The organism is Citrobacter sp. Cpo221, from assembly GCF_030332345.1.
Lineage (GTDB): Bacteria > Pseudomonadota > Gammaproteobacteria > Enterobacterales > Enterobacteriaceae > Citrobacter > Citrobacter portucalensis.
In genome coordinates this window covers 105,239-129,595 of the sequence record NZ_JAOWIA010000033.1, presented here as the reverse complement: position 1 = coordinate 129,595, position 24,357 = coordinate 105,239, and the positions used below count along the sequence as shown (strand labels likewise).

21 protein-coding genes and 1 pseudogene are annotated in these 24,357 nt (G+C 49.6%); 19 read left to right on the top strand and 3 right to left on the bottom strand.

The genetic code is table 11. The features are described 5' to 3' along the window. The first annotated feature begins 123 nt into the window (after positions 1-123). Complete coding sequence (gene purR, locus OGY72_RS05125) at positions 124-1,149, top strand: HTH-type transcriptional repressor PurR (protein WP_003832757.1); 1,026 nt, start codon at positions 124-126, stop codon at positions 1,147-1,149. Here purR and punR read toward each other — a convergent pair. Beyond that, positions 1,146-2,078 carry a DNA-binding transcriptional activator PunR gene (gene punR / locus OGY72_RS05120; RefSeq protein ID WP_003029215.1) on the bottom strand — a complete coding sequence of 311 codons (933 nt, stop codon included), beginning with the start codon at positions 2,076-2,078 and terminating at the stop codon, positions 1,146-1,148. The two genes, purR and punR, sit on opposite strands and share 4 nt — an antisense overlap. Before the next feature lie 112 nt (positions 2,079-2,190). Between punR and punC the strand changes: the two genes are divergently transcribed. Both punC and cfa read left to right on the top strand, forming a co-directional pair. Next, positions 2,191-3,396, top strand: coding sequence for a purine nucleoside transporter PunC (gene punC / locus OGY72_RS05115; RefSeq protein ID WP_032943314.1), 1,206 nt, complete (start codon positions 2,191-2,193; stop codon positions 3,394-3,396). Between the two features lie 290 nt (positions 3,397-3,686). After that, entirely contained in the window at positions 3,687-4,835 is a 1,149-nt protein-coding gene (cfa, locus tag OGY72_RS05110) for a cyclopropane fatty acyl phospholipid synthase (RefSeq protein WP_003832753.1), read from the top strand. Between the two features lie 41 nt (positions 4,836-4,876). On the opposite strand, the gene OGY72_RS05105 is transcribed toward cfa, so the two are convergent. Then, on the bottom strand, positions 4,877-5,524 hold the full coding sequence (locus OGY72_RS05105; protein WP_003832752.1) for a riboflavin synthase: 648 nt from the start codon (positions 5,522-5,524) through the stop codon (positions 4,877-4,879). A 217-nt stretch (positions 5,525-5,741) separates the two neighbouring features. Between OGY72_RS05105 and mdtK the strand changes: the two genes are divergently transcribed. Beyond that, a complete protein-coding gene (gene mdtK / locus OGY72_RS05100; RefSeq protein ID WP_003832751.1) occupies positions 5,742-7,115 on the top strand; it encodes a multidrug efflux MATE transporter MdtK in 1,374 nt (457 codons plus the stop codon). A 37-nt stretch (positions 7,116-7,152) separates the two neighbouring features. Here mdtK and OGY72_RS05095 read toward each other — a convergent pair whose 3' ends face one another. Further along, the gene (locus tag OGY72_RS05095) at positions 7,153-7,851 is read right to left on the bottom strand and encodes an RluA family pseudouridine synthase (protein WP_286547207.1); all 699 of its coding nucleotides are present in this window, start codon (positions 7,849-7,851) and stop codon (positions 7,153-7,155) included. A 129-nt stretch (positions 7,852-7,980) separates the two neighbouring features. On the opposite strand from OGY72_RS05095, the gene OGY72_RS05090 reads away from it, so the two are divergent. The 15 genes and pseudogenes from OGY72_RS05090 to OGY72_RS05020 all read left to right on the top strand — a co-directional run bounded on the left by OGY72_RS05090 (position 7,981) and on the right by OGY72_RS05020 (position 24,095). Further along, on the top strand, positions 7,981-8,772 hold the full coding sequence (locus tag OGY72_RS05090) for a PhzF family phenazine biosynthesis protein (RefSeq protein ID WP_286547205.1): 792 nt from the start codon (positions 7,981-7,983) through the stop codon (positions 8,770-8,772). 36 nt (positions 8,773-8,808) lie between these two features. Further along, positions 8,809-9,117 (top strand): monooxygenase, encoded by a 309-nt coding sequence (locus tag OGY72_RS05085; protein WP_079937799.1) that lies wholly within the window; start codon positions 8,809-8,811, stop codon positions 9,115-9,117. A gap of 242 nt (positions 9,118-9,359) precedes the next feature. After that, on the top strand, positions 9,360-9,755 hold the full coding sequence (locus OGY72_RS05080; protein ID WP_286547202.1) for a RidA family protein: 396 nt from the start codon (positions 9,360-9,362) through the stop codon (positions 9,753-9,755). Positions 9,756-9,782: 27 nt separating this feature from the next. Beyond that, entirely contained in the window at positions 9,783-10,751 is a 969-nt protein-coding gene (locus OGY72_RS05075; protein WP_286547199.1) for a threo-3-hydroxy-L-aspartate ammonia-lyase, read from the top strand. 126 nt (positions 10,752-10,877) lie between these two features. After that, positions 10,878-11,519: a helix-turn-helix transcriptional regulator gene (locus OGY72_RS05070; protein ID WP_286547197.1), complete on the top strand. Its 642-nt coding sequence runs from the start codon at positions 10,878-10,880 to the stop codon at positions 11,517-11,519. A 410-nt stretch (positions 11,520-11,929) separates the two neighbouring features. Then, positions 11,930-12,424, top strand: a complete 495-nt coding sequence (locus OGY72_RS05065) for a putative pterin-binding protein (protein WP_003832739.1) — start codon at positions 11,930-11,932, stop codon at positions 12,422-12,424. Between the two features lie 17 nt (positions 12,425-12,441). Beyond that, a pseudogene (locus OGY72_RS05060) lies at positions 12,442-14,406 on the top strand (putative bifunctional diguanylate cyclase/phosphodiesterase). Positions 14,407-14,490: 84 nt separating this feature from the next. Continuing rightward, entirely contained in the window at positions 14,491-14,973 is a 483-nt protein-coding gene (locus OGY72_RS05055; RefSeq protein ID WP_275397009.1) for a glutathione peroxidase, read from the top strand. A gap of 165 nt (positions 14,974-15,138) precedes the next feature. Next, complete coding sequence (locus OGY72_RS05050) at positions 15,139-16,248, top strand: AI-2E family transporter (protein WP_126318234.1); 1,110 nt, start codon at positions 15,139-15,141, stop codon at positions 16,246-16,248. A gap of 119 nt (positions 16,249-16,367) precedes the next feature. Continuing rightward, on the top strand, positions 16,368-18,152 hold the full coding sequence (locus OGY72_RS05045) for a diguanylate cyclase (RefSeq protein ID WP_286547187.1): 1,785 nt from the start codon (positions 16,368-16,370) through the stop codon (positions 18,150-18,152). A 215-nt stretch (positions 18,153-18,367) separates the two neighbouring features. Then, entirely contained in the window at positions 18,368-19,372 is a 1,005-nt protein-coding gene (trpS, locus tag OGY72_RS05040) for a tryptophan--tRNA ligase (RefSeq protein WP_032943285.1), read from the top strand. A gap of 255 nt (positions 19,373-19,627) precedes the next feature. Next, positions 19,628-20,113 carry a Csu type fimbrial protein gene (locus OGY72_RS05035; RefSeq protein WP_003832728.1) on the top strand — a complete coding sequence of 162 codons (486 nt, stop codon included), beginning with the start codon at positions 19,628-19,630 and terminating at the stop codon, positions 20,111-20,113. Between the two features lie 22 nt (positions 20,114-20,135). Further along, a complete protein-coding gene (locus OGY72_RS05030; RefSeq protein WP_286547183.1) occupies positions 20,136-20,852 on the top strand; it encodes a fimbrial biogenesis chaperone in 717 nt (238 codons plus the stop codon). Between the two features lie 151 nt (positions 20,853-21,003). After that, positions 21,004-23,157, top strand: coding sequence for a fimbria/pilus outer membrane usher protein (locus OGY72_RS05025; protein WP_232794648.1), 2,154 nt, complete (start codon positions 21,004-21,006; stop codon positions 23,155-23,157). After that, positions 23,148-24,095: a Csu type fimbrial protein gene (locus OGY72_RS05020; protein WP_286547179.1), complete on the top strand. Its 948-nt coding sequence runs from the start codon at positions 23,148-23,150 to the stop codon at positions 24,093-24,095. Before OGY72_RS05025 ends, OGY72_RS05020 begins: the two co-directional genes overlap by 10 nt. The last annotated feature ends 262 nt before the right edge of the window (positions 24,096-24,357 follow it).

Here is a 24,357-nt window from a genome sequence, read left to right as displayed (position 1 = left end):
CCTGACGTTCCGTGTCGTTTTCCCGGCGTGCCGCAACCCTTACGTTGCGATAAGGGTGTGTAAAGGCAAACGTTTACCTGGAGTATTCTCAGGAGCTTAGGATATGGTCTGGAGTGAGATGTAATGGCAACAATTAAAGATGTAGCGAAGCGAGCAAACGTTTCCACTACAACCGTATCACACGTAATTAACAAGACGCGCTTTGTCGCGGAAGAAACACGTAATGCTGTCTGGGCAGCAATCAAAGAACTGCACTATTCTCCGAGCGCAGTTGCCCGCAGCCTGAAGGTAAATCACACCAAGTCTATCGGCTTGCTGGCGACCAGCAGCGAAGCGGCCTATTTCGCCGAAATTATCGAAGCCGTTGAGAAAAACTGTTTCCAGAAAGGCTATACCCTGATCCTGGGTAACGCATGGAACAGTCTCGAAAAGCAGCAGGCTTATCTGTCGATGATGGCGCAAAAGCGCGTTGATGGTCTGCTGGTGATGTGTTCTGAGTATCCGGAGTCACTGCTTTCGATGCTCGAAGAGTATCGCCATATCCCGATGGTCGTCATGGACTGGGGCGAAGCAAAAGCCGACTTTACCGATACGGTCATTGATAACGCCTTCGAAGGCGGTTACATGGCGGGCCGGTATCTGGTAGAACGCGGTCATCGTGAGATTGGCGTGATCCCTGGCCCAATGGAACGTAACACCGGGGCCGGGCGTCTGGCTGGCTTTATGAAAGCGATGGAAGAAGCGCTGATTAAAGTGCCTGAAAACTGGATTGTCCAGGGCGATTTTGAGCCTGAATCCGGCTATCGCGCCATGCAGCAAATTCTGTCGCAGTCTCATCGTCCGACCGCGGTCTTCTGCGGTGGAGATATTATGGCAATGGGTGCGCTGTGCGCCGCTGACGAAATGGGACTGCGCGTACCGCAGGATGTCTCACTCATCGGCTACGACAACGTGCGCAACGCCCGCTTCTTCACGCCGGCCTTGACGACCATTCACCAGCCGAAGGATTCACTGGGTGAAACGGCCTTCAACATGCTGTTAGACCGTATCGTGAATAAACGTGAAGAGTCACAGTCTATCGAGGTGCATCCGCGCCTGGTTGAGCGTCGCTCCGTTGCCGACGGTCCGTTCCGCGATTACCGCCGTTAAGCCTGTTGTGCGGGAGTCTCATCTGGCTCCCGCAGCCATTCCTTGTTCAACGTTTCACTATCCCCTAAATAGTCCAGCAGCCAACTCAATGCCGGTGACGTATCGTTCTGCTGCCATGTCAGGCAGCATGCGGCATCAGGAAAAGGGTTCTCCAGTTGCAGCGCAACCCATTTGCCGCTATCGATCCACGGTTTGGCAAAATGCGTCGGTACCATGCCCACGCACAATCCCGCGGACAAACAGGTCGCTGAGGATTCCCAGTCCGGCACGACTACGCGCTTTTGGTTGTCCAGCAGCCAGGTAATACGCTTCGGCAATGTTCGAGAGGTATCTTCGCGCACCAGTGACGGCCAGTTGCGCAACGTGTCATCACTTAGCGGTCCAGGCATTGACGCCAGTGGATGATGGCTGGCTACCACGCAGCTCCAGCTCAGCATTCCCATATCGCGGAAGGTATAGCGCCCCCCGACCGGAATGGCCTGTGTGGCACCGATGGCCAGTTCCACGCGTCCATCAGACAGTGCGTCCCACACGCCGTTAAACACTTCCTGAAAAACTAACAATTCCACATCATCAAAGTGACGGTAGAAATCCACGATCATTTGTCGGGTACGATCCGGGCGGACAATGTTATCGACGGCGATCGCCAGCTGTCCGCGCCAGCCGTTAGCAATTTGCTGACATTGCTGGCGCGTGATCTGCATTTTTTTGATAACAGAGCGGCCTTCTTTTAAAAACCATGCCCCGGCAGGCGTTAATTCAACATCCCGATGGCGTCGCTCAAAAAGTGGCACCGCCAGCCACTCTTCCAGTTGGCGCACGGTGTAGCTTACCGCCGAAGGTACACGGTGCAGCTCCTGCGCGGCCGAACTAAAGCTACCGTTACGCGCAACCGCATCAACCACTTCAAGTGAATATTCCGACCACATATTCTGCCTGCAAAAAATTTGAAATCAGTAAGCAAATATTAGCGTTTCACAGCGAGAATTACACTCACTACACTCAGCGGCATTGTTCTACTGCTAAAAAAGAGAAATGATGATGCAACCTGGGAAAGGGTTTTTAGTCTGGCTGGCAGGTCTTAGCGTGCTCGGTTTTCTGGCAACGGATATGTATCTACCCGCCTTTGCTGCTATTCAGTCCGATCTGCAAACACCTGCATCTGCCGTCAGCGCCAGCCTGAGCTTGTTCTTAGCCGGTTTTGCCGTCGCACAACTACTGTGGGGACCGCTTTCGGACCACTATGGTCGCAAGCCTATTTTGCTGCTGGGTTTATCTATCTTCGCACTGGGCAGCCTGGGCATGCTGTGGGTTGAAAACGCCACTGGTCTACTGGTACTGCGATTTGTTCAGGCCGTTGGCGTCTGTGCGGCATCGGTTATCTGGCAAGCGCTGGTTACCGATTATTATCCTTCACAAAAAGTAAACCGCATCTTTGCCACCATTATGCCGCTGGTCGGGTTATCTCCTGCACTCGCCCCGCTATTAGGCAGTTGGATCCTGGTACATTTTTCCTGGCAGGCCATTTTTGCCACTCTGTTTGCCATTACTCTGATTCTGATGCTTCCGGCTCTGCGTCTAAAGCCAACGGCTAAAGCGCGCGATGACAGCCAGGATAAACTGACTTTCGCCACCTTGCTGCGCTCGAAAACTTACCGTGGAAACGTGCTGATTTATGCCGCCTGTTCCGCGAGCTTTTTCGCATGGCTGACGGGTTCCCCGTTCATCCTCAGCGAAATGGGTTATAGCCCAGCGGTAATTGGTCTGAGCTATGTTCCGCAAACTATCGCCTTCTTAATTGGTGGTTACGGCTGTCGTGCAGCGCTGCAAAAATGGCAGGGTCGTCAGCTGCTGCCCTGGTTACTCATCCTGTATGCCTTCAGCGTTGTAGGCACCTGGGCGACCGGTTTTATTCATCATGTTGCATTGGCTGAAATCCTGATCCCATTCTGCGTTATGGCGATTGCGAACGGCGCAATCTACCCTATCGTTGTCGCGCAGGCATTACGCCCTTTCCCACAGGCCACGGGACGCGCAGCCGCATTGCAGAATACGCTGCAACTGGGTTTATGCTTCCTGGCAAGCCTTGTCGTTTCCTGGTTGATTGCCACCCCGCTGCTCACCACCACCAGTGTTATGCTGACAACAGTATTGCTGGCTGCTGTCGGTTACAAAATGCAATCGCAGAAAACTGACGCCCCGCAAACAGATGATCGTGCACAAGTTGCCCACGGAGAGTCGCACTAATAATGGTTGCGGGCATTTAGTTAGCCCGCTAACAATTATCGGTTGAATCGTCAAAAATTCAGGCATATACTGATTTTCAGTTGTTAAAAAAACGATAATTTTAATGCGTTAACGGGGACAAGAACGTTCCCGTTTTACCACGGATGGCCTTTTCGGCAAGGGTTTCTCCCTTCCTCTGTTCTACGTCGGATTATAGATTCGCGGATTAATTCCGTGAGATTTCTCACAAAGCCCAAAAAAGCGTCTACGCTGTTTTAAGGTTCTGATCACCGACCAGTGATGGAGAAGCTATGAGTTCATCATGTATAGAAGACGTCAGCGTACCGGATGATGACTGGTACCGCATTACCAATGAATTATTGAGCCGTGCAGGCATTGCCATTAATGGCCCTGCACCGGCTGATATTCGAGTAAAGAACCCCGATTTTTTCAAACGCGTATTGCAGGAAGGATCGTTAGGGTTGGGTGAAAGTTATATGGATGGCTGGTGGGAATGCGACCGGCTGGACATGTTTTTTAGTAAAGTCTTGCGTGCCGGTCTTGAAAACCAACTCCCCCGCCACTTTAAAGATACGCTACGTATCGCCACGGCTCGCCTGTTCAATTTACAGACCAAAAAACGTGCGTGGATGGTCGGCAAAGAACATTACGATTTGGGCAACGATCTCTTTACCCGCATGCTTGACCCCTATATGCAGTATTCCTGCGCCTACTGGAAAGATGCCAACACTCTGGAATCTGCCCAACAGGCGAAGCTCAAAATGATTGCTGAAAAATTGCAACTGAAGCCAGGAATGCGGGTGCTTGATATTGGCTGTGGCTGGGGTGGTTTATCCCAGTTTATGGCATCGCAATATGGTGTGAGCGTGGTGGGTGTGACCATTTCGGCAGAACAGCAGAAAATGGCACAGGAACGTTGCGCTGGGCTGGATGTCACCATTTTGCTGCAGGATTATCGCGACCTGAACGACAAATTCGACCGCATTGTCTCCGTCGGCATGTTTGAACATGTTGGACCGAAGAACTACGCCACCTATTTTGAGGTGGTCGATCGTAATTTAAAACCGGATGGTCTCTTTTTACTGCACAGCATCGGCTCCAAAAAAACCGACAATAACGTTGATCCGTGGATCAATAAGTATATCTTCCCAAACGGGTGTTTGCCGTCAGTTCGCCAGATTGCCAACGCCAGCGAACCGCATTTTGTGATGGAAGACTGGCATAATTTTGGCGCGGATTACGACACGACGCTGATGGCATGGCACGAGCGTTTCATGAACTCATGGCCTGAAATCGCCGATAACTATACCGAACGTTTCAAACGGATGTTCAGCTATTATCTGAACGCCTGCGCCGGGGCGTTTCGTGCTCGTGACATTCAGCTATGGCAGGTGGTATTTTCCCGCGGTGTTGAACACGGTCTGCGCGTTCCCCGCTAATCGTTTTCGCCCCCGTAGCAACGGGGGCTTTACTCTCAGGCTTAGGCTCCCGCTTCGCCCGTTATGTTGCTGATGGCGCTTTCACGCGCCGCCAGGACACGTTCAACGGTATCAACCACCGCCTGCGTTTGGGGATCGATTTCGATATTAACCCGTGCGCCCAGCTTTTTCTTGCCAAGCGTAGTGCGCTCCAGCGTTTCCGGAATCAAATGCACACAGAAACGCGTCGGCGTCACTTCACCGACCGTCAGACTGATTCCGTCAATACCAATAAATCCTTTGTACAGGATATATTTCATCAGCGACGGATCCTGGACTTTAAACCACACCTGACGGTTATTCTCCGAGGTCAGAATTTTCGACACTTCGGCAGTGGTCATAATATGGCCCGACATTAAATGTCCGCCAATCTCATCACTGAATTTTGCCGCACGTTCAACGTTAACCAAATCTCCGACCTTCAGATCGCCCAGGTTGGTGATACGCAGCGTTTCTTTCATCAGGTCGAAGCTTATCTGGTTACCGTTAATTTCGGTGACCGTCAGGCAGCACCCATTGTGGGCAACCGATGCGCCGGTCTCCAGCGCATCCAGCATATATTCAGGCAACTCCACAACATGCGTACGAAAATTTGGTTTTTCATCAATGGACACCAATTTTGCGGTGCCCTGCACAATACCCGTAAACATACTTCCTACTCCTGAACTCAATTAAGACATCTCTGCACAGCACAATAGCAGGTGGAAATTCAGGTTGCCAGCAATGCGCCACCAGCGCCTGTTTTTTCACTGGAGAATTACGTATTCCTCGCTACAATAGACTGAAATTTCCCCTGCTTTTTCTCCTTGCTGCCATATAAGGCGGCTTTTTTAGTCTCTCAAATAACAACAATATAGTGGTGTACACGTGCAAAAGTATGTAAGTGAAGCGCGTCAGTTATTAGCTCTGGCAATTCCGGTGATTCTTGCGCAAATCGCTCAAACCGCAATGGGATTCGTTGATACCGTCATGGCGGGCGGATACAGCGCGACGGATATGGCGGCAGTCGCCATTGGTACGTCCATCTGGCTACCGGCCATTCTGTTTGGTCACGGACTACTGCTGGCGTTGACGCCGGTAATTGCGCAACTCAATGGTTCCGGACGCCGCGACCGTATCGCCCATCAAATACGTCAGGGCTTCTGGCTGGCGGGCAGCGTCTCCGTGCTGATTATGGTTGTGCTATGGAATGCGGGGTACATTATTCGCTCCATGCATAACATCGACCCGGCGCTGGCGGATAAAGCCGTTGGCTACCTGCGTGCCCTGCTGTGGGGCGCACCGGGTTATCTGTTCTTCCAGGTAGCCCGTAACCAGTGCGAAGGATTAGCAAAGACTAAACCGGCGATGGTGATGGGATTTCTCGGCCTGCTGGTGAACATTCCAGTTAACTATGTTTTCATCTATGGGCATTTAGGCATGCCGGAACTGGGTGGCGTGGGTTGTGGTGTGGCAACAGCAGCGGTTTACTGGGTGATGTTTATCGCCATGCTCTCTTACATCAAACGTGCGCGTTCAATGCGCGATATCCGTAATGAGGGTGGTTTCCAGAAACCTGACACCGCAGTAATGAAGCGTCTGGTACAGCTGGGTTTACCTATCGCGCTGGCGTTATTTTTCGAAGTGACGTTGTTTGCGGTGGTCGCGCTACTAGTTTCTCCACTGGGGATTGTCGACGTAGCCGGACACCAAATCGCACTGAACTTCAGCTCGTTAATGTTCGTCCTGCCGATGTCTCTGGCTGCCGCCGTCACCATTCGTGTCGGCTATCGTCTGGGCCAGGGCTCCACGCTGGATGCGCAAACTGCAGCCAGAACGGGTCTGGGTGTTGGTGTCTGCATGGCTGTCGTAACGGCGATTTTCACCGTGACATTCCGCGAGCATATTGCCCTGCTCTATAACAATAACCCGGAAGTTGTCGCCCTGGCGGCTCAGCTCATGTTACTGGCCGCGGTGTATCAAATTTCGGACTCTATCCAGGTTATTGGCAGCGGGATCCTGCGTGGTTATAAAGATACGCGTTCCATTTTCTTTATTACCTTTACGGCATACTGGGTGCTGGGTCTGCCGAGCGGTTATATTCTGGCGCTTACCGATCTGGTAGTTGACCGAATGGGACCAGCGGGATTCTGGATGGGCTTTATTATCGGCCTGACCTCTGCGGCGATACTGATGATGCTGCGGATGCGGTTTCTACAACGCCAGCCGTCAGCGGTTATTTTGCAACGCGCTGCGCGATAACCTCGTAAAAACCGCCGCCAGGCGGCTTTTTTTCGCCTCAAAACGGGCTGTCATTTTTGGCGTTCATCCACGCTTCACTAATGGGATGCCTGAAATGCAGTTCACTGGCATGCAGCATCAATCGCGGCGTTTGTTCAGTGCCAGGCAGCAAACACCCGCCATACAAATCACATCCTAAAATGGGATGTCCTAACTGCTGACAGTGGATCCGTAGTTGATGGGTACGCCCGGTTTCAGGCGTCAGTTGCACTCGCGTCAAGGGGAGCAACGCCCCCTCTTCCTGACGATGATAAAAACGCTCGACAACCTGATAGCGCGAGCGTGCGGGTTTGCCGTTGAGAGCACAAATCGACATCAATGGAAACAGCGCCGGGTCTTTGGCAATCGCGGCGTCAATAACCCCTTCGTCGTTTTCCAGATGCCCGCATAACAGCGCACTGTACACCTTAATGATCGTCCGCTGGCTGAACTGCTGGCAAAGCGCGGCGTTGATAGCCTTGTTACGAGCGACCACCATCAGCCCAGAAGTGCCGAAATCAAGCCGATGTACCAGCGTGCAGCCAGGGTAAATCTGTACCAGCCGGTGATGTACCGAATCGAGATTCTGCGGATTTTTGCCCGACAGGCTAAGCAAGCCGCTGGGTTTATTGATGAGCAACAGATGCTCGTCCTGATAGAGGGTCTCTATCTCGTCATGGCAAGGTGGGGCAATAAAGGTATCGAGGATCGTAGACATCAGGCGGCCAGAATGAGGTGTGGGAACGGATGATAACGAATTTTCACCACAGTGGCGAATCTGAGCATTGACCCAATGGCTGGCATGGTAGAGTGTGATTTATCCTGAGTGCGATGAGAGGGTTACTCTGTGCAACAAATCGATTTTTATATGGTGGATGCCTTTACCACCACGACGTTTGGCGGTAATGCCGCAGCAGTCTGTCCGCTCACGGACTGGTTGCCCGATGAAACATTATTAAAGATGGCGCAGCAGCATAACCAGTCAGAAACCGCTTTTTTTGTCGCTAATGAGAATGGCTATGAGTTGCGTTGGTTTACCACTCAGGGTGAAATCAATCTTTGTGGGCATGCCACGCTTGCCGCCGCGCATGTCATCTTTGAACATCTGGATTACCCGGATACGAAAATCCAATTTGCTACCCGCTTTGTGGGACCGCTGACGGTCACGCGCTGCGGTGAATGGCTGACGCTTGATTTTCCAGCCTGGCCAAGCGAATCTGCCGTGCCGCCAGCTTTACTGCTGGAAACATTAGGCATCACCGAATACAAAGAGGTGCGTGTGGCAAGAGATTACATGGTGGTGCTGGAAAATCAACAGCAGGTTGAGGCTGTGCGCCCAAACATCCACGCCATGCTGCCGCTGGGGAAAATGGTATGCATCACCGCGCCGGGTGACGGGGAATACGATTTTGTCAGCCGTTTCTTTTGCCCGGGTGAAGCCGTCGCGGAAGACCCGGTCACAGGCTCGGCACATAGCATGCTGATCCCTTACTGGGCTGGAAAACTGAATAAAACACAGATGCTGGCACGCCAGGTCTCTGAACGCGGCGGGGATTTACGCTGTCAGTTAGCAGGAACGCGTGTTTATATCAGTGGCCAGGCGATAACTTATCTGACCGGTAAAGTGCTGCTGCGCTAGCAGCCTTACCCGCAATAACCAATCCATGGAGGATTTATGTCGAACAAACTCGTGCAGATACACTTTGATTTTCATGGTCCGTTTGGGGCTGAGATGTCGAATCAGCTCGTTGAACTGGCCGAATCAATCAACCAGGAGCCGGGATTCATCTGGAAAATCTGGACCGAGAACGAAGCAAACCACGAAGCGGGTGGCATCTACCTGTTCCAGGACGACGACACCGCGCAGGCCTATATCAAAAAGCATACCGCCCGCCTGAAGCATCTGGGTGTGGAAGAAGTAACGTTCAAAATCTTCGATATCAATGAACCGTTAAGTAAAATTAACCACGGCCATATCGGCTAAACGTTTACCTTAGACGCCCCGCCCGGGGCGTTTCTTCTCTTCCCCTGCTTTCCCCTCATCAAAAGCGATCCCCCTCTTTCGTCGCCTCGCGATTGCGCTATAGCGTGTGCCAGGTTTGCAATAGTTCACAAAATCATCACTCGCGAAAACTATCTCTAGCCGGAAGTGGCATAAAGGCGTATAAAATAATACAAACAGTATTATTTTATACAAAATGAATCATCAGCCACAGGAGGTTTATTATGTCCGCGGACATTACACTGAACTCATCTGCCGGAAGCTTCCCGCCAGCAGGTCATTACTCGCACAGTACAACGGCTGGCGGCTTCGTCTTCATTTCCGGGCAGTTGCCGGTCACTTTCGACGGCGAGAAAAAAGCGGATGCCTCTTTTGAAGATCAAACCCGACTGGTACTCAAGAATATTGATGCTTGTCTGGCGGGTGCTGGGGTTTCCCGTCAGCATCTGGTGTCAGTTCGTGTCTATGTGACGGATATGAACCAGTGGCCGACGTTTAATACAATCTATGGGGAATGGATCGGTGATTTTCGTCCATCCCGTGCAGTAGCAGGTGTTGCGGAACTTCATTATGGTTTTGCGCTGGAAGTTGAAGCTATTGCGTTGGCCCCACAAGCGTGACGTTTAACAACATACGGGTGAACAACAATGACTGAAACAATACTGCCTGATTATAACGATGTTGCCACTGCGGCAGAGCGCATCGCAGATTATGCTAACAAAACGCCGGTGATGACATCCCGAACGGTTAATGAAGAATTTGGCGCGGAAGTTTTCTTCAAGTGCGAAAACTTTCAGAGAATGGGCGCCTTCAAATTTCGCGGCGCTATGAATGCGCTACGCCAGTTCACACCACAACAACGCGCTGCGGGCGTCGTGACGTTTTCTTCCGGTAACCATGCGCAGGCCATTGCCCTGTCGGCAAAACTATTGGGGATTCCGGCGACGATTATCATGCCGCATGATGCCCCGGCAGCCAAAGTAGCGGCGACGAAAGGCTATGGCGGAAAGGTGGTAACTTACGATCGCTATACTGAAGATCGTGAAAAAATTGGTCGGGACCTGGCAGAGAAACAGGGATTAACGCTGATCCCCCCTTACGACCATCCGCACGTGATTGCAGGCCAGGGCACCGCCACAAAAGAGCTGATTGAAGAAGTGGGTCAGTTAGACGCCCTTTTCGTGTGTCTGGGCGGTGGCGGTCTGCTCTCAGGATCCTCTCTGGCGGCCAGACATCTGTCTCCCGACTGCATCATCTATGGTGTCGAACCTGAGGCGGGTAACGATGGTCAACAGTCGTTCCGCAGTGGAAAAATAGTTCATATCGATACGCCCAAAACCATCGCTGACGGTGCTCAGACTCAACATCTCGGAAATATTACATTTCCGATTATTCAGCAAAACGTGAACGATATTCTGACTGTCTCAGACGATGAATTAGTCGCGTCAATGAAATTTATCGCTGAACGTATGAAAATCGTTGTTGAGCCGACCGGGTGTCTGGGTTTTGCTGCCGCCAGAGCGCGCAAAGCTGAACTTCGCGGCAAGAAAATCGGCATTATAATCAGCGGCGGAAACGTGGATATCAGTCGCTACAGTGAATTTCTGGCCGGATGATAAACAGGGTATCTGCATGCAGATACCCTACTGTTACTGTCTGTACACTCCTGTCTGGAAAAACGATCCCAGGTCACTGTAAACTGCTCGCAATCATGGCAACAGGCATCACCGCAGGAGACTGGCATGCCAAAAAACGACAATAACTCGCTTCTCAGCCAAATTGATACTATCGCTAGGGGATTGAGTGAGACCTTCTCTCCGTTTTGCGAAGTGGTGGTTCATGACCTCAAAAATCCTGAACATGCCATTTTGTCCATCCATAATAATCTGTCCGGACGTCAACCCGGCCAGCCAGCAACCGAGCTTGGCCTGGCGAGAATCGCATCACCTGACTTTCCCAGCATCATTGCGAACTACAGTAATCAGTTTGCCGATGGTCGCCCGGTGAAAAGTACCTCAATTGGCATCAAGGACGAAGAAGGCAAATACGTAGCAGCACTTTGCCTGAATGTCGATATGACGCTGTTTCGTGGTATGCAGAGTACTCTTGCGCGTTTTACTGAAACCGAAAACTCCCCCATTAAGGAACATATCGATCCCGGCAGCAATGAAGCCATACGCCAGCGTATTGATGACTTTGCCGCTAAACGCGCGACGACGGCCAGGGCCCTTAAACCTCAAGACCGTAAGCTGCTGATTCAACAATTACGCCAGGACGGTTTACTGAACGTACGCAAATCTATGGATACAGTAGCACAGCATCTGGGCGTTTCCAGGGCGACTGCTTATCTGTATGCCCGCCAGTCAGTTCAGGCGGGTGAATAAACGGATTCAGCTACACCGCCCTTGCCGCGTATAGAATGTCTGTTCTTGATTATCGACACGAAGCGCTCCCGCCATACTAAGGGCGGCTTCGTGCCCGATATAGTTATCCACCAGTAAACAACCAAATCCAGCGACAGTGAAAAAATAAACCTTTATTTTCGTGCGTATTTATTGGCGCTGAGTAAATAGATGATTTATTTTTGTACATACATAGTGAAATTTAGCTTTACTCAAATAACACACCAGCATTTTTAATGCACCACAGCAGAACAGACAACAAATAACCCACTGATTTAAAAGAGTTAAAAAGCCATTGAAGTTATTACACCAATAATACCCATGCAATATATATAAATAGCGTGATATCTAAATTATAATTCTTTAACATCCGGCTGATTGGTGAGGTAAGAATGCGGTTAATGGTCATGTTGGTAAGCTTTGTACTCTCCACCCAGCTATGGGCAGGTGAACTTTCCAGGCCCACCGGTAAAGTGCTTTTAACGCTGTCGGGTAATATTGAAAATACAAATGCAGACGGGAAAGCCGTTTTTGATACCGCCAGCCTTGAGAAGCTGGGCATGGTCAGTTTCCAGACCACCTCCCCTTGGTATAATGGGCGTACTACCTTTACGGGTATTCCGCTACAAAAGCTCATGGATTATGTCGGGGCTAACGGCTCTGTTGTTAAGGTCACTGCACTCAATGACTACACCACCGTTATCCCTCTTAGTGATTTCAAAAAATACAATGCTATCCTTGCGTTAAAAATCAACGGAAAATATATGCGCATCCGTGACAAAGGCCCGTTATTCATTGTGTACCCCTATGACAGCATGCCAGAACTGAATAATCAGATTTATTATTCAAGGTCTGCATGGCAGGTCAGTAGTATGGATATTGAGTAAGCGTTCAGGGGAACATCATGAACAGAATACTGGCTGGCATCATCTTTTTTCTTTTTATATCTACCGGGTATATCTCTTTCCTCGTGCATGAACGGCAACAAGAGTTACAGAAACTGACTCACTACACCGATTCCTGGTCTGCTGCTCAGCTGGTATCACAATATTACCGATTTGAATCGTTGCTTGGTCTTTACACTATCGATGATACGATGAATCTCGATGATGTACGCATGCGCCTCGACATTATGCTTAGCCAGAGTGATTTGATAAAAGAAGGAGACCTGGGGCGCTACATCGAAAGCAATATAGCCCACCGTGAACTGGCGGTAAAACTTGAAAATACCCTTAGTTTTCTGGATGTTAATTTATAGAAAATGAACCGTTTAGCACTCCAGGCTTATCTGAAAAAAATGCATACTCTGGATGCGCCACTGGGTCGTCTTTCATCTGGTGCGTTAAACAAAGATGTTAACTCGATCAATAACGCCAACCAAAAAATTCAGACGCTGTACTATATTTATTCTGCAACCTCTGTGCTGCTGATAATACTGAGTGCGATTCTGGGCGTGCTCATTTTCTATCAAAACAGAAATATTCTGCGGGCGCACCTGCAGGTCAAGAGTCTTGCCGAAGAACTGCAGAAATCTAAAGAAAAACTGCAAATGCAGAATGCTAAACTGGAATATGACGTCTACCATGACTCTCTTACCGAGATGAATAACCGTCAGCTATTCTGGAGCGATTTAAATAAAACAATTGAGAGAGCAGAAAAAAATCACGATTCTGTGACTGTGATGTTGTTTGATTTAGATCGATTCAAAGAAGTAAATGATACGTATGGTCATGATGCCGGTGATATGTTGCTACGCCAGATATCTGACCGACTGGTTTCGATGAGCCTTACCTCGGATACGCTGTATCGCCTGGGTGGAGATGAATTTGCGTTTCTCTCAAGCGGCCTGACAGAAAGCCACGCCGTTTCGCGCGCCCAGAAAATATGTGAATTTATCAGCCAGCCCTACACTATTTATAACACGATTATCAACATAACCACCTGTGTTGGCATTGTTATCTCAGACACTGAACGTCGTTCCGACTATCTTTATAAATTTGCCGATCTGGCCCTTTATGAAGCCAAAGGTGAAGGCTCTGGTAAGATAAAAGTCTTCCGACAACGAATGTTAGAAAAGCTACAAGAAAGCAGAACGCTTGAGCATGATATGGCATTGGCAATAGTGAACAAAGAATTCGTGGTTTATTATCAGCCCATTGTTGACTCCTTCAGCCAGGAAATTTATAGCTATGAAGCCCTAATTCGTTGGCTCCATCCTCTAAAGGGCCTCCTGTCGCCGGATAACTTTATTCCTGTTGCTGAAAAAACCGGAATGATTAATGAGATGGGGAAAGCTGTGCTTGAAATTGCCTGCCGGGAAGCGGCTTGTTGGGCGGTTCCGGCTAAAATTTCAGTGAATGTCTCTCCTGTCCAGCTAAGCAGCAAAGCCTTTGTCGGTATCGTACTGTCTATTCTGAAAGAAACTGGACTCCCAGCCGATCGTCTTGAACTGGAAGTAACAGAATCCTCTCTCTTCACTGAGAGTACGACGCCGATGAACACACTTAACAAACTCAGAGCCATGGGTGTAAAAATCTCCATCGATGATTTTGGCACCGGATATTCTTCCCTTTCGCGCCTGAGCAGGCTTGCCTTCGATAAAATTAAAATAGACAAGTCGTTTGTCCATTCAATATCCACACAGGAAGATGCACTTAATATCATCAAACTGATCACCGGCATGGCGAAATCCCTTAATATGAAGGCTGTTGCTGAAGGTGTTGAAACGCAGGAACAACTAAAAAGCCTTCAGGCGCTGGGCTGCGATTTCGCCCAAGGATATCTGTTTGGTAAACCTCAACCTTGTGTCAATGAGGAAATCAGAAATGGTCAAGTTGCACCAATAAACAACAGAAAAACGATGCCATGAAGATTTTCTATCAGGCTTTAACTGCCCGCAACGCGCTGAGTGGCAATCTCGACGCTAAACTCACCCTGACCTGAGGTTTAAAAAATGATCACTTTTCATCAACTTACCGCCACCAGCCTGAATGGTCAGCTTATTTCAATGGCCGACTATGCCGGCAAACTAGTACTGGTGGTAAATACCGCCAGCCATTGTGGCTTTACGCCACAGTATGCAGGCCTGGAAGCACTGTATAAGAAATACGACACACAGGGTCTGGTGGTGCTTGGTTTCCCCTGCAACCAGTTCGGTAAGCAGGAACCCGGTGGAGCCGACGAAATCGCGCAGACCTGCCACGTCAACTACGGCGTGAGTTTTCCAATGTTTGAGAAAGTGGAGGTTAACGGTGCCGCTACACACCCGGTATTTCGTTACCTGAAAGATGAATTACCCGGCATACTGGGTGGGAGGATCAAATGGAACTTCACTAAATTCCTGATTGGGCGTGACGGCAAACCGCTTAAGCGTTTTGCCCCGTTCACCACTCCCGAAAAAATAGAAACCGTCATCCTTGATGCACTAAAAATCTAATGGCTGCGGCCATTCGAAAATCACATTAATACTGTGGATATCCATTGGTTTTTATCTTCATTAAGTCACCGTATTAGCCAAAATAAGCGGCAATCTGCAGCTAAAGTTGGTAAATCCCCTGAACGGTTCTATAGTCGGGACTGCTTCTCATTACAGGGTTCACTAATGCGATTTAACGGACTGACTAAAGGTTTCTTCATTTTCATACTTGCCCTCGTGACCTGGGCGTTCTTCGATGTATTGTCCCCCTACTTTTCCGCCATTTTGTGGGCCGCGATATTAACGACTATCTTTAACCCGGTAAAAAACCGACTGCGTAGCGCGCTTGGCGAACGCAACGGGCTGGCATCGTTGATTACCATCGCCATTATCTGTCTGATTGTCTTTATCCCGCTGATGGTAATCCTGTCATCGCTGGCCATTGAACTGAATGTGGTGTACACCAAACTGCAACAGAATGACACGCAGTTCCCGGAAGTTGTCACTTCTGTTCTTTCGTACCTTCCTGATTGGGCCAGAGGATTTCTGGCAGAACACAATCTGGATGATGTCGCGCAGATCCAGAAAAAACTGTCCGATGTCGTGCTGCAAGGCGGGCAGTACCTTGCTGGCAGTGCATTCCTGATTGGGAAAGGGACATTCGGCTTTGCTATCAGCTTTGGCATCATGCTGTATCTGCTGTTCTTCTTACTGAAGGATGGACCGTATCTGGTGCGCCAGATTCTGGACTCATTACCCCTTTCTGATTTTGCCAAACAGCACCTGTTTGCCAAATTCGTCGGCGTGACGCGGGCAACCGTCAAGGGCACGGCGGTTGTCGCTTTGGTTCAGGGTATTCTTGGCGGCATCGCGTTTGCAATTGTGGATATCGACGGCAGCGTTCTGTGGGGTGCATTGATGGCGTTTCTCTCCCTCGTGCCTGCCGTTGGCTCAGCGATCGTCTGGGTACCTGCAGCAATATTCCTGTTCGCCACCCACCAGCTATGGCAAGGGCTGTTTATCGTTGGCTTCTTCGTGATTATCGTTGGGCTGGTGGACAATATCCTGCGCCCGCTGCTGGTAGGTAAAGACACCAAAATGCCGGACTACCTGATTTTGATTACCACTCTCGGCGGCATGGAGATCTACGGCATTAACGGCTTTGTGATTGGCCCCCTGATTGCTGCGCTTTTCATAACCTGCTGGAACCTCTTTTCCGGGCGTGATCATGAAGGCAACGTGGAAGGAATCGACGAAGCCTTTATGGAAGAAGGAAAAAATCCTCCAGATTTATGATTGCAGGACGATAACAGAAGGCGGTTTCAGGACCGCCTTTTTTATTTTCACGCAAAATCATACGTTTCCTATAATTTCAATCATGCTTATTCATTAATCGTCGCAGAAGGAACTAATCAGTGCGAATAGCCACAATTACCAACTGGGCCTATAGCGCGACGGTATGCCTGACCATCGCTTCAGGCGTTGTCATGCTGATGGCATCCAGCGCCGATAACACAGAACGCCAGGTGGTAGAACAGCGTTATCAGTTCGATCAACTTACCGAAGAAGTCGAACTCGATGCCTGGTCGCTGTCCGACCTGGCACGCGACTATGTTATTGCAAAAGATCCTGAGGTGCTTGACGCCTACCGTCAGAAAGAAACGTCGCTGAAAGCTGTTGAGCATCGTCTGTCGAAGCTCAAGGACCTTGGAGCAACGGATGAAGAGCTGGCGCTATTGCACGAAGGGCTGCAGATTGTTGATGCCCTGCAGGACGAGCAAGCTGCGGCGCTTGCCAGCGTCGCGCGCGCAGAAGAGTCGCAGGCTATTGCCCTGCTCTATGGGAAGACCTATGAGCAGGAACTGGAACGCGCCCAGGACCGGATAGATCATTTCCGCCAACTGCTCGATAGCCGCGTACGCAACACGATTGAAGATGCAACACAGTCATCCCGCATGCTGCGGACGGCCTCTGAAGTGATGGTCGGTCTGACGGCGCTGCTGTTTTTATTCGTTCTCGGTTTCATTCTAAAGCGTCGCGTCCTGCGCCCCGTCGTGCGTTTGAGCGATGTCGTAAACCGTCTCGCATCGCAGGATTATGCCGTTGAGACGCCCAGTTTTAACCAGATAGATGAAATAGGCGACATGGCGCAGGCGATCCGGATATTTCGCGAGAACGGTCTGGCTCGTCAGAGACTGGAGAAAGAGCGAGATGCCGACTGGGCAATCCGCGATCTGCTGGCACGTATGACGCAACGTCTGCAGGGTTGCGAGAGTTTTGCCGATGTCATCAATGTTGCAGAGCTGTTTGCACCGAATATTGCTCCAGGTATTGCCGGGCGGCTTTACATACTGGACCAGGAACCCTGGCAAATGCGCTGCGTTGCACAGTGGCTTTCTCCGCAGGGTAAAGCGGATGCGTTCCACCCGGACGAATGCTGGGCTGTGCGCCGCGGCCAGAGCCATCCTCCGGTACAAGGTGAACCCGATATTGCCTGCTACCATCTGCCAGAGTCATGTCAACACCACACCCTGTGTATTCCGCTGATTGCCCAGGGCGAAGCCATCGGCCTGCTCTCATTCCAGAACCTTAGCGATGATTCCGCCCCCTCTCGTGCGTATCTGGAGCTAATGGCAGAAGCACTCGGCCTCGCATTAGCCAACCAGCGTCTGCGTGATGCTCTGTTGGAAAAAGCGCTCTACGACCCGCTAACCGGACTGCGCAACCGTCATCATCTTGAAGATACACTGCGTACCCAGATGAGCCAGGCAGTGCGTAATAAAGAACCGATCAGTTGCCTGATGATCGATATCGATCATTTTAAAAGTATTAATGACCGCTTTGGCCATGAGGCAGGCGATAGCGTAATCAAAAGTATCGCTGCGACTATTCAGCGCGTTGTCCACGACAGCGGTATGGCCTTCCGCTACGGCGGTGAAGAGTTTCTGGTACTACTGCCCAATACGGATGAACAGGCCGCTAACCGCTTTGCAACAGAAATCTACAACGGCGTACGCGAACTGTCGCTGCGCTTTGGCGTTTCCGATATTGGACACGTGGATGTCTCTATTGGCGTTGCCAGCTATCCGCAGCACGCCCAGAGCGACAACCTGTTACGCGCCGCAGATGTGGCACTGTACCGCGCGAAAGAGTTAGGTCGTTCGCGCATTGTGAGCTTTGGCATGCTGGAAGCGAGCTGATATGGGCCAGCACTTCGGGCATTGCTTTACCTCTACGCCAGGTGGTATGTTAACTGGATGAACACAAACAACGATATCACCGCTTTTAATCACAACCTGTGGTGGCTGCCTTCTTAAAGGCGGTCAGAATGTGTTTTCCTCATTTTAAATAACCGCCGAAAGGCGGTTATTTGCATTTAGAGACCCCTTTCGGTTTTATGACTAAGGAGTCTGACATGAACAATAAAACCATCATCCTCACAGGCGATCGTCCCACCGGCCCGCTGCATCTTGGCCATTATGTGGGATCATTGCGCCAGCGCGCCACGCTGCAACACGATTATCAGCAGTTTATATTGGTGGCTGACCTACAAGGGTTAACCGATAACGGCAGCACACCGCAAAAGATCCGCAACAATATTCCCGAAGTACTTGCCGACTATCTTGCCGCAGGAATAGACCCGTCACTCACCACCATCTGTCTGCAATCTGCACTGCCTGCTCTCGCAGAGTTAACCGCACTTTATATGAACATCGTCACCGTGGCTCGCGTGGAGCGTAATCCTACGGTCAAAAACGAAATTGCGCAGAAAGGGTTCGCCCGTTCGTTACCGGTTGGCTTTCTGGTTTATCCCATCAGTCAGGCGGCAGATATTACGGCCTTCAAAGCCGAAGTCGTTCCCGTCGGCGACGATCAGTTGCCAATGATTGAGCAGACTAACGAAATCGTGCATAAGATGAATAGCCTGTTACCGGCCCCCGTCCTATCGCACTGCAAAGCGCTGCTGAGTGAAACCAGCCGCCTTCCAGGGATCGACGGAAACGCTAAAATGTCAAAATCGCTTGGTAACACATTGCTCCTGTCAGCCAGCGAAGAAACCATTCACCGCGCGGTCAGCGCAATGTACACCGACCCTAATCATCTGAAAGTGTCCGACCCAGGGCAAATAGACGGCAATATGGTATTCACTTACCTCGATGCTTTTCATCCGGATAAAGCAAAAGTGGCGGAAATGAAAGCGCATTACCAACGGGGTGGACTGGGTGACCGGACATGCAAAAACGAGCTGGAAGTGTGCTTGCAAGAACTCATCGCGCCAATGCGCGAGCGGCGTGCAACCTACATTCAGGATAAAGGCATGCTGATGGCGATGCTCAAAAAAGGAAGCGAGCAGGCGCACGAGATTACGCAGCAGACATTAAGAGAAGTGAAGCAAGGGCTGGGTTTGCCGGTGTTCTAATCTGGATTGATGTCTCTCCCGGTGGGAAATAACCACCGGGAGGGGTGACTCTTTATGGCGCTAATTCAACTCATATCACGTGACACCCGAGGTTGTGATTCAACGATTCCCTACTGAATGTAAATACCCTTTCCAGCCATTTACATGATTTACACATAGCACAATTACATAATCAAAATTAACCAGTAATCTCTATCCTTCCTCGCCTTTCCCCACCCTTATAAAATCGATTATATAACCTTAGCGAGTTTTAAAATGATTAACCGTAAAGCCACTGCATTATCTCTGACTGCGATTAGCATTTTATTTTCATCCGCTGTCTTTGCAGATGATTCAGGCAGCGTTAGCGACCAAATGACGGTAAAACTGACCGTCGAAAAATCATGCAAGGTCAGCGTTGATGATATGGATTTTGGCTCACACGGTAGTAATGATGGGGCTGTTACAGCCTCTGCCAAAGCTTATGTAACCTGTACAAACGGCACAGGGTATATGCTCGGAACGGATAAAACTCACGATTTCGAAATGAGTTCTAACGACACCGCCGATGCAAAAAAAGTAGCCTATACCCTTTCTACCGACCATCCTGGCGGCACTTCTCTGGCTGATAATGGTATTTCAGCTATCGGTACCGGTGAACAGCAAGCATTGCCCATCTTCGGGAAAGTAACGGCAAATGCCCTGAAACAGGCCTCTGCTGGGGACTATACCGATACCGTTACATTAACAGTTACATATTGATTTAATATTAAAGGTGCAGCATATGAAGCGATTTATTTTATGGGTTGGTGTTAGCGTCTTGAGCCTGGCCTGCACAATAAACTCATACGCTGCCACCTTGCAGGTGTACCCGGTCACTCTAGGATTCTGTGGTAAAGAATCCGCCCAGGCTATCTATGTACGTAACACAGGTAGCGCCACTATCGGGGCACAGATCCGTGTCTATGCGTGGAAACAGCAAAATAATAAAGACAACTTGACCGAGACCCAGGACGTAATGGTTAGCCCTCCTATGACCACAATCCCGGTCTCCCGCCAGCAATTGATCCGGGTTATCTTAACAACGCCAGGTAGTGGTGATAACGAGCAGGCCTACCGTATTATCGTTGATGAACTCCCTGGTAAAAATAATATGGCTGATAAAGATGGGGTTCGTTTCTTGCTGCGTTATTCCATCCCGGTATTTGTTAATTGTAAAGATACCCAACCCATCAGTAGTCAACTAGATGTATCAATCGATCGTTCAGTTCATCCATTAATGTTAAAAATAAAAAACAATGGCACACAGCATGTTAAATTAAGCGATGTTTTTATTTTTTCTGGCAAGAGAAGTGTTGCCATGAGCAAAGGATTACTCGGGTATGTATTACCGCATAGTGAAAAGGAATGGCCGTTACCGAATGGAATAACTACTGCGTCATCTTTATCACTTAATTTGAATGACAATGCTAAAACGCAGATCATTAACATTACACCTTAAATCCATTGTTGTTTTTTTATTGGTATGTCCCTCTGTCCAGTCAGCAGAAAATGAGACACTGTATCTGACTGCAACGATAAATGATCAACCAGTTAAGGGGTTTATCAAAGCCAAAAATAGCAACAATAAGATTTATATTGCTGCTCAAGATATGGATAAGCTTAACCTGAAAGTGTCATCCCTGCCGAAACAAAAGGGGTATTTTGATATCAGTTCACAAGATGGCCTCAGTGTTACCTTCGACAACCTGAATCAAAGCTTGATTATTACTGCCAGTAAAAACTGGCTCGACAGAGAAAGCCATCTTTCCAATAGCAATAGCTCGCGCCTTATCCGTATGTCCGAGTTATCACCTGAAGTGCGGGGTTTGGCACTTAACTACGATTTATTTGCCAGCAATGAAGACGGCATACAAGAGACTTCAGCCTATAGCGAATTTCGCACCTTTGGCGTTGGCCCAGGCTTTTTCTCGACCTCTTTTAACACGCAGGAGTCGAGCAGCAACGAGGCACAAACTGGTACTCATCGCCTGATGAGCAGTTGGAACTACGAAAACGTGGATAAACTGCTCACACTCAGGATCGGCGATGGTTTTACATCCTCGCAATCATGGACGAATAGCGTTCGTTTTGGCGGCGTTAGCCTTGCGCATAACTACAGTACCCAACCCACCTTCAATACATCATCGCAGGATATCCTGACCGATAGTGTTACGCTCCCATCCACGGTTGATCTGTACGTCAGAGGAATCAGAACCTCCTCGCAGAAAGTTCAGCCCGGACAATTTACGCTTAACACAGCGCCGATTTTTACCGGCAGCGAAGGTGCGCAGGTGGTCATCACCGATGTGAATGGTAAACAACGCGTGGTGGATTTGAATCTGTACGGCACCAACCAACTCCTTTCTGATGGTCTTACAACCTGGGGTATGAGCCTGGGCTGGGTGCGTGAAGACTATACCTATCGTTCTTTTGCCTATGATCCGCAACTGATAGGTGTGGGCGACTGGCGTCACGGACTGAACGACAGTACCACCATCGGCATGCATACCGAACAGAGTGGCAGTCTGCATAATCAGGGGATCGGTTGGGACTATTTGCTCTCTCCGTCACTGGGGACGCTACATGCCAACGCAGCCACCAGCCGTTATCAGGCCAATAGTGGCAACCAATGGGGTTCCGGCTGGCAGTGGAACAATCAGATTTTTAATTTCTCGCTCTCACACTCACGGGCCACCAGGGGGTTTCGCGATATTTCATCTATAGCAGATAATGATATTGCCACCCGTGAAGATTCTGCATTTGCCAGCGTGTCGTTTGATATGACGGGCACTTTCGGTGCGAGTTGGGTCAGCCAGACATTCCCTCAGTATGCAGAACGCTATCTGGGATTATCCTGGTCAAAAAGTTTTGATAACCAGATCAACATTTCATCCAGCGTCACACAAGCACTTGGCGACGATCACAACACTACCGTGTACGTCACGTTCAGTATTCCACTGTTCCGTCATCAGGATTACCTCTCAATCCAGGATAACCATGATAAAGACGGAAATTCCGTACAAGCTAACCTAACGCGCTCACTGGAATCTAATAAACCGGGCTGGGGTTGGAATCTCTCTGCACAACAAGGTAAAAATAGAAGCATCCATGCTAGCCTCCAGCGCCGCAACACCTGGAGCGATCTGGCGTTAGGCTATAATCGTGATGAACAACAAAATAACTACTACGGTTCAATGACCGGTGCCATAGGTTTGTTTATGGGGCACTTTTACGCCACCCGCGAATTAGGTAGCGCTTTCGCCCTCGTAGATACGGCTAAGGTACCGAATGTGCCGGTTTATCTCGAACATCGCCCGGTTGGCCATACGGATAGTAATGGCATGCTGTTTCTGAACAACCTTAATCCGTACCAGGCAAACCATATCGACATCGACCCTCTGAGTCTCGATGAAGATTATCGCGCCCCCTACACTAATGAAATCCTGATCCCGCAAACCGGGCGCGGTGCCGTCGCCAATTTTAACATTTATCGCACACATGCCGTTCTGCTAACCGTCACTACGCGTGATGGTAAAAATGTGCCCTTCTCCGCAAAAGTTAGCGTACAGGATACTCATGGACAGACGCCCAGTCAGGGTACCCCACAAACCATTGTTGGTTATGAAGGTAAAATTTATCTGGAAGATCCCCCGACAGGCGGAACGCTGAACGTTCAGTGGGCATCTAACTCTTGTTCGCTAAAACTGCCATCACAATTTTACGCTTCTCATTCGGTGGAGAAAATTAACGCACTATGTCAGTAACTCGTTCCCTTTGGTTTATCGCCCTTTTTGTGGTGATGATGTTTAAATTCAGCCCAGTAGCCGAGGCCGCTAACTGCTGGAATGGTAGCCCTTCTGGACTGGATTTTGGTACCGTCACCCCCGGACAAACTGAGACAACCGCAACCCGACTTTCGTTTACCTGTAATAATTACGACGGTCAGGTCGAGTATGTCCGCGCCTGTCTAAAGGTTATGGCGAACAATCCGCTGGCGATGAGCCAGAACGAACCTTCAAGTACCCCGCTCTATTTTTCGGTCTACTCGATTTACAATCAACATTCACCGCTGAGTCAAAACAACAACGTGTATGCTCAAATCGATTTTGCTTTGTCTACAGGCGGAACCGCTGAACATGACATACCGCTTATCGGCAAGATAAACCCTGGTCTGACTAATGTCAGCGCCGGGATATACTATGATTACGCCACAGCAATCCAAATTACATACACCTCAGCCAGTTCATTACAAGCGCTCCCGGCCTGTGGCGCCCTGAATGGTACAACAATTACTGACCAGATTAGCGCCTCTGCTACGGTGAAAAACGGCTGTGAAGTTGTCAACGTGGATGATATGGCATTCGGCAGCAAGAGCCCCGCTCAGAGCGATTTGCTACAGGCGACATCCACGGCGAATATTACTGTCCAGTGCCCAACCGGGACGGATTATTCCATCAGCATCGGTCATGGTCTGCACCCCAAGGGGAACCAGCGTTCAATGTGTCATAACGGTGAGTGCGTAAACTATGCGCTGTATCAGGATGCAGCACACTCCATGGAATGGACGCAGGGCAATCCGGAAAAACAGTATTCCGCTGATGGGCAAGCGCAGAGTCTGGTGGTTTACGGTTCCGTCCCAGCACAGAAATGGCCATCACCAGGGGGTTATACTGACACTGTAGTGATTACGTTAACTTATTAACTCACAGATTTTTCGGTCAGTGAGCCAATGCGCTGGGTGTTTTTTGCAATGACGCCCTGTTACGCTATTTGCACGAAAAACACGCTGCAATTACACAGGAAAAAATCAATCAGCCACAAAGTTAAATACATATAGATCAGTAAGATATTAAACTTAAGGGTCAGGGTATAGCAGCTATTAATGTGTCCCTGTTTATGCTCCAATCTACCTCCAAAATCACGCCTTCGAATATGGTAAAACTACTCCATAACCACACAGATCA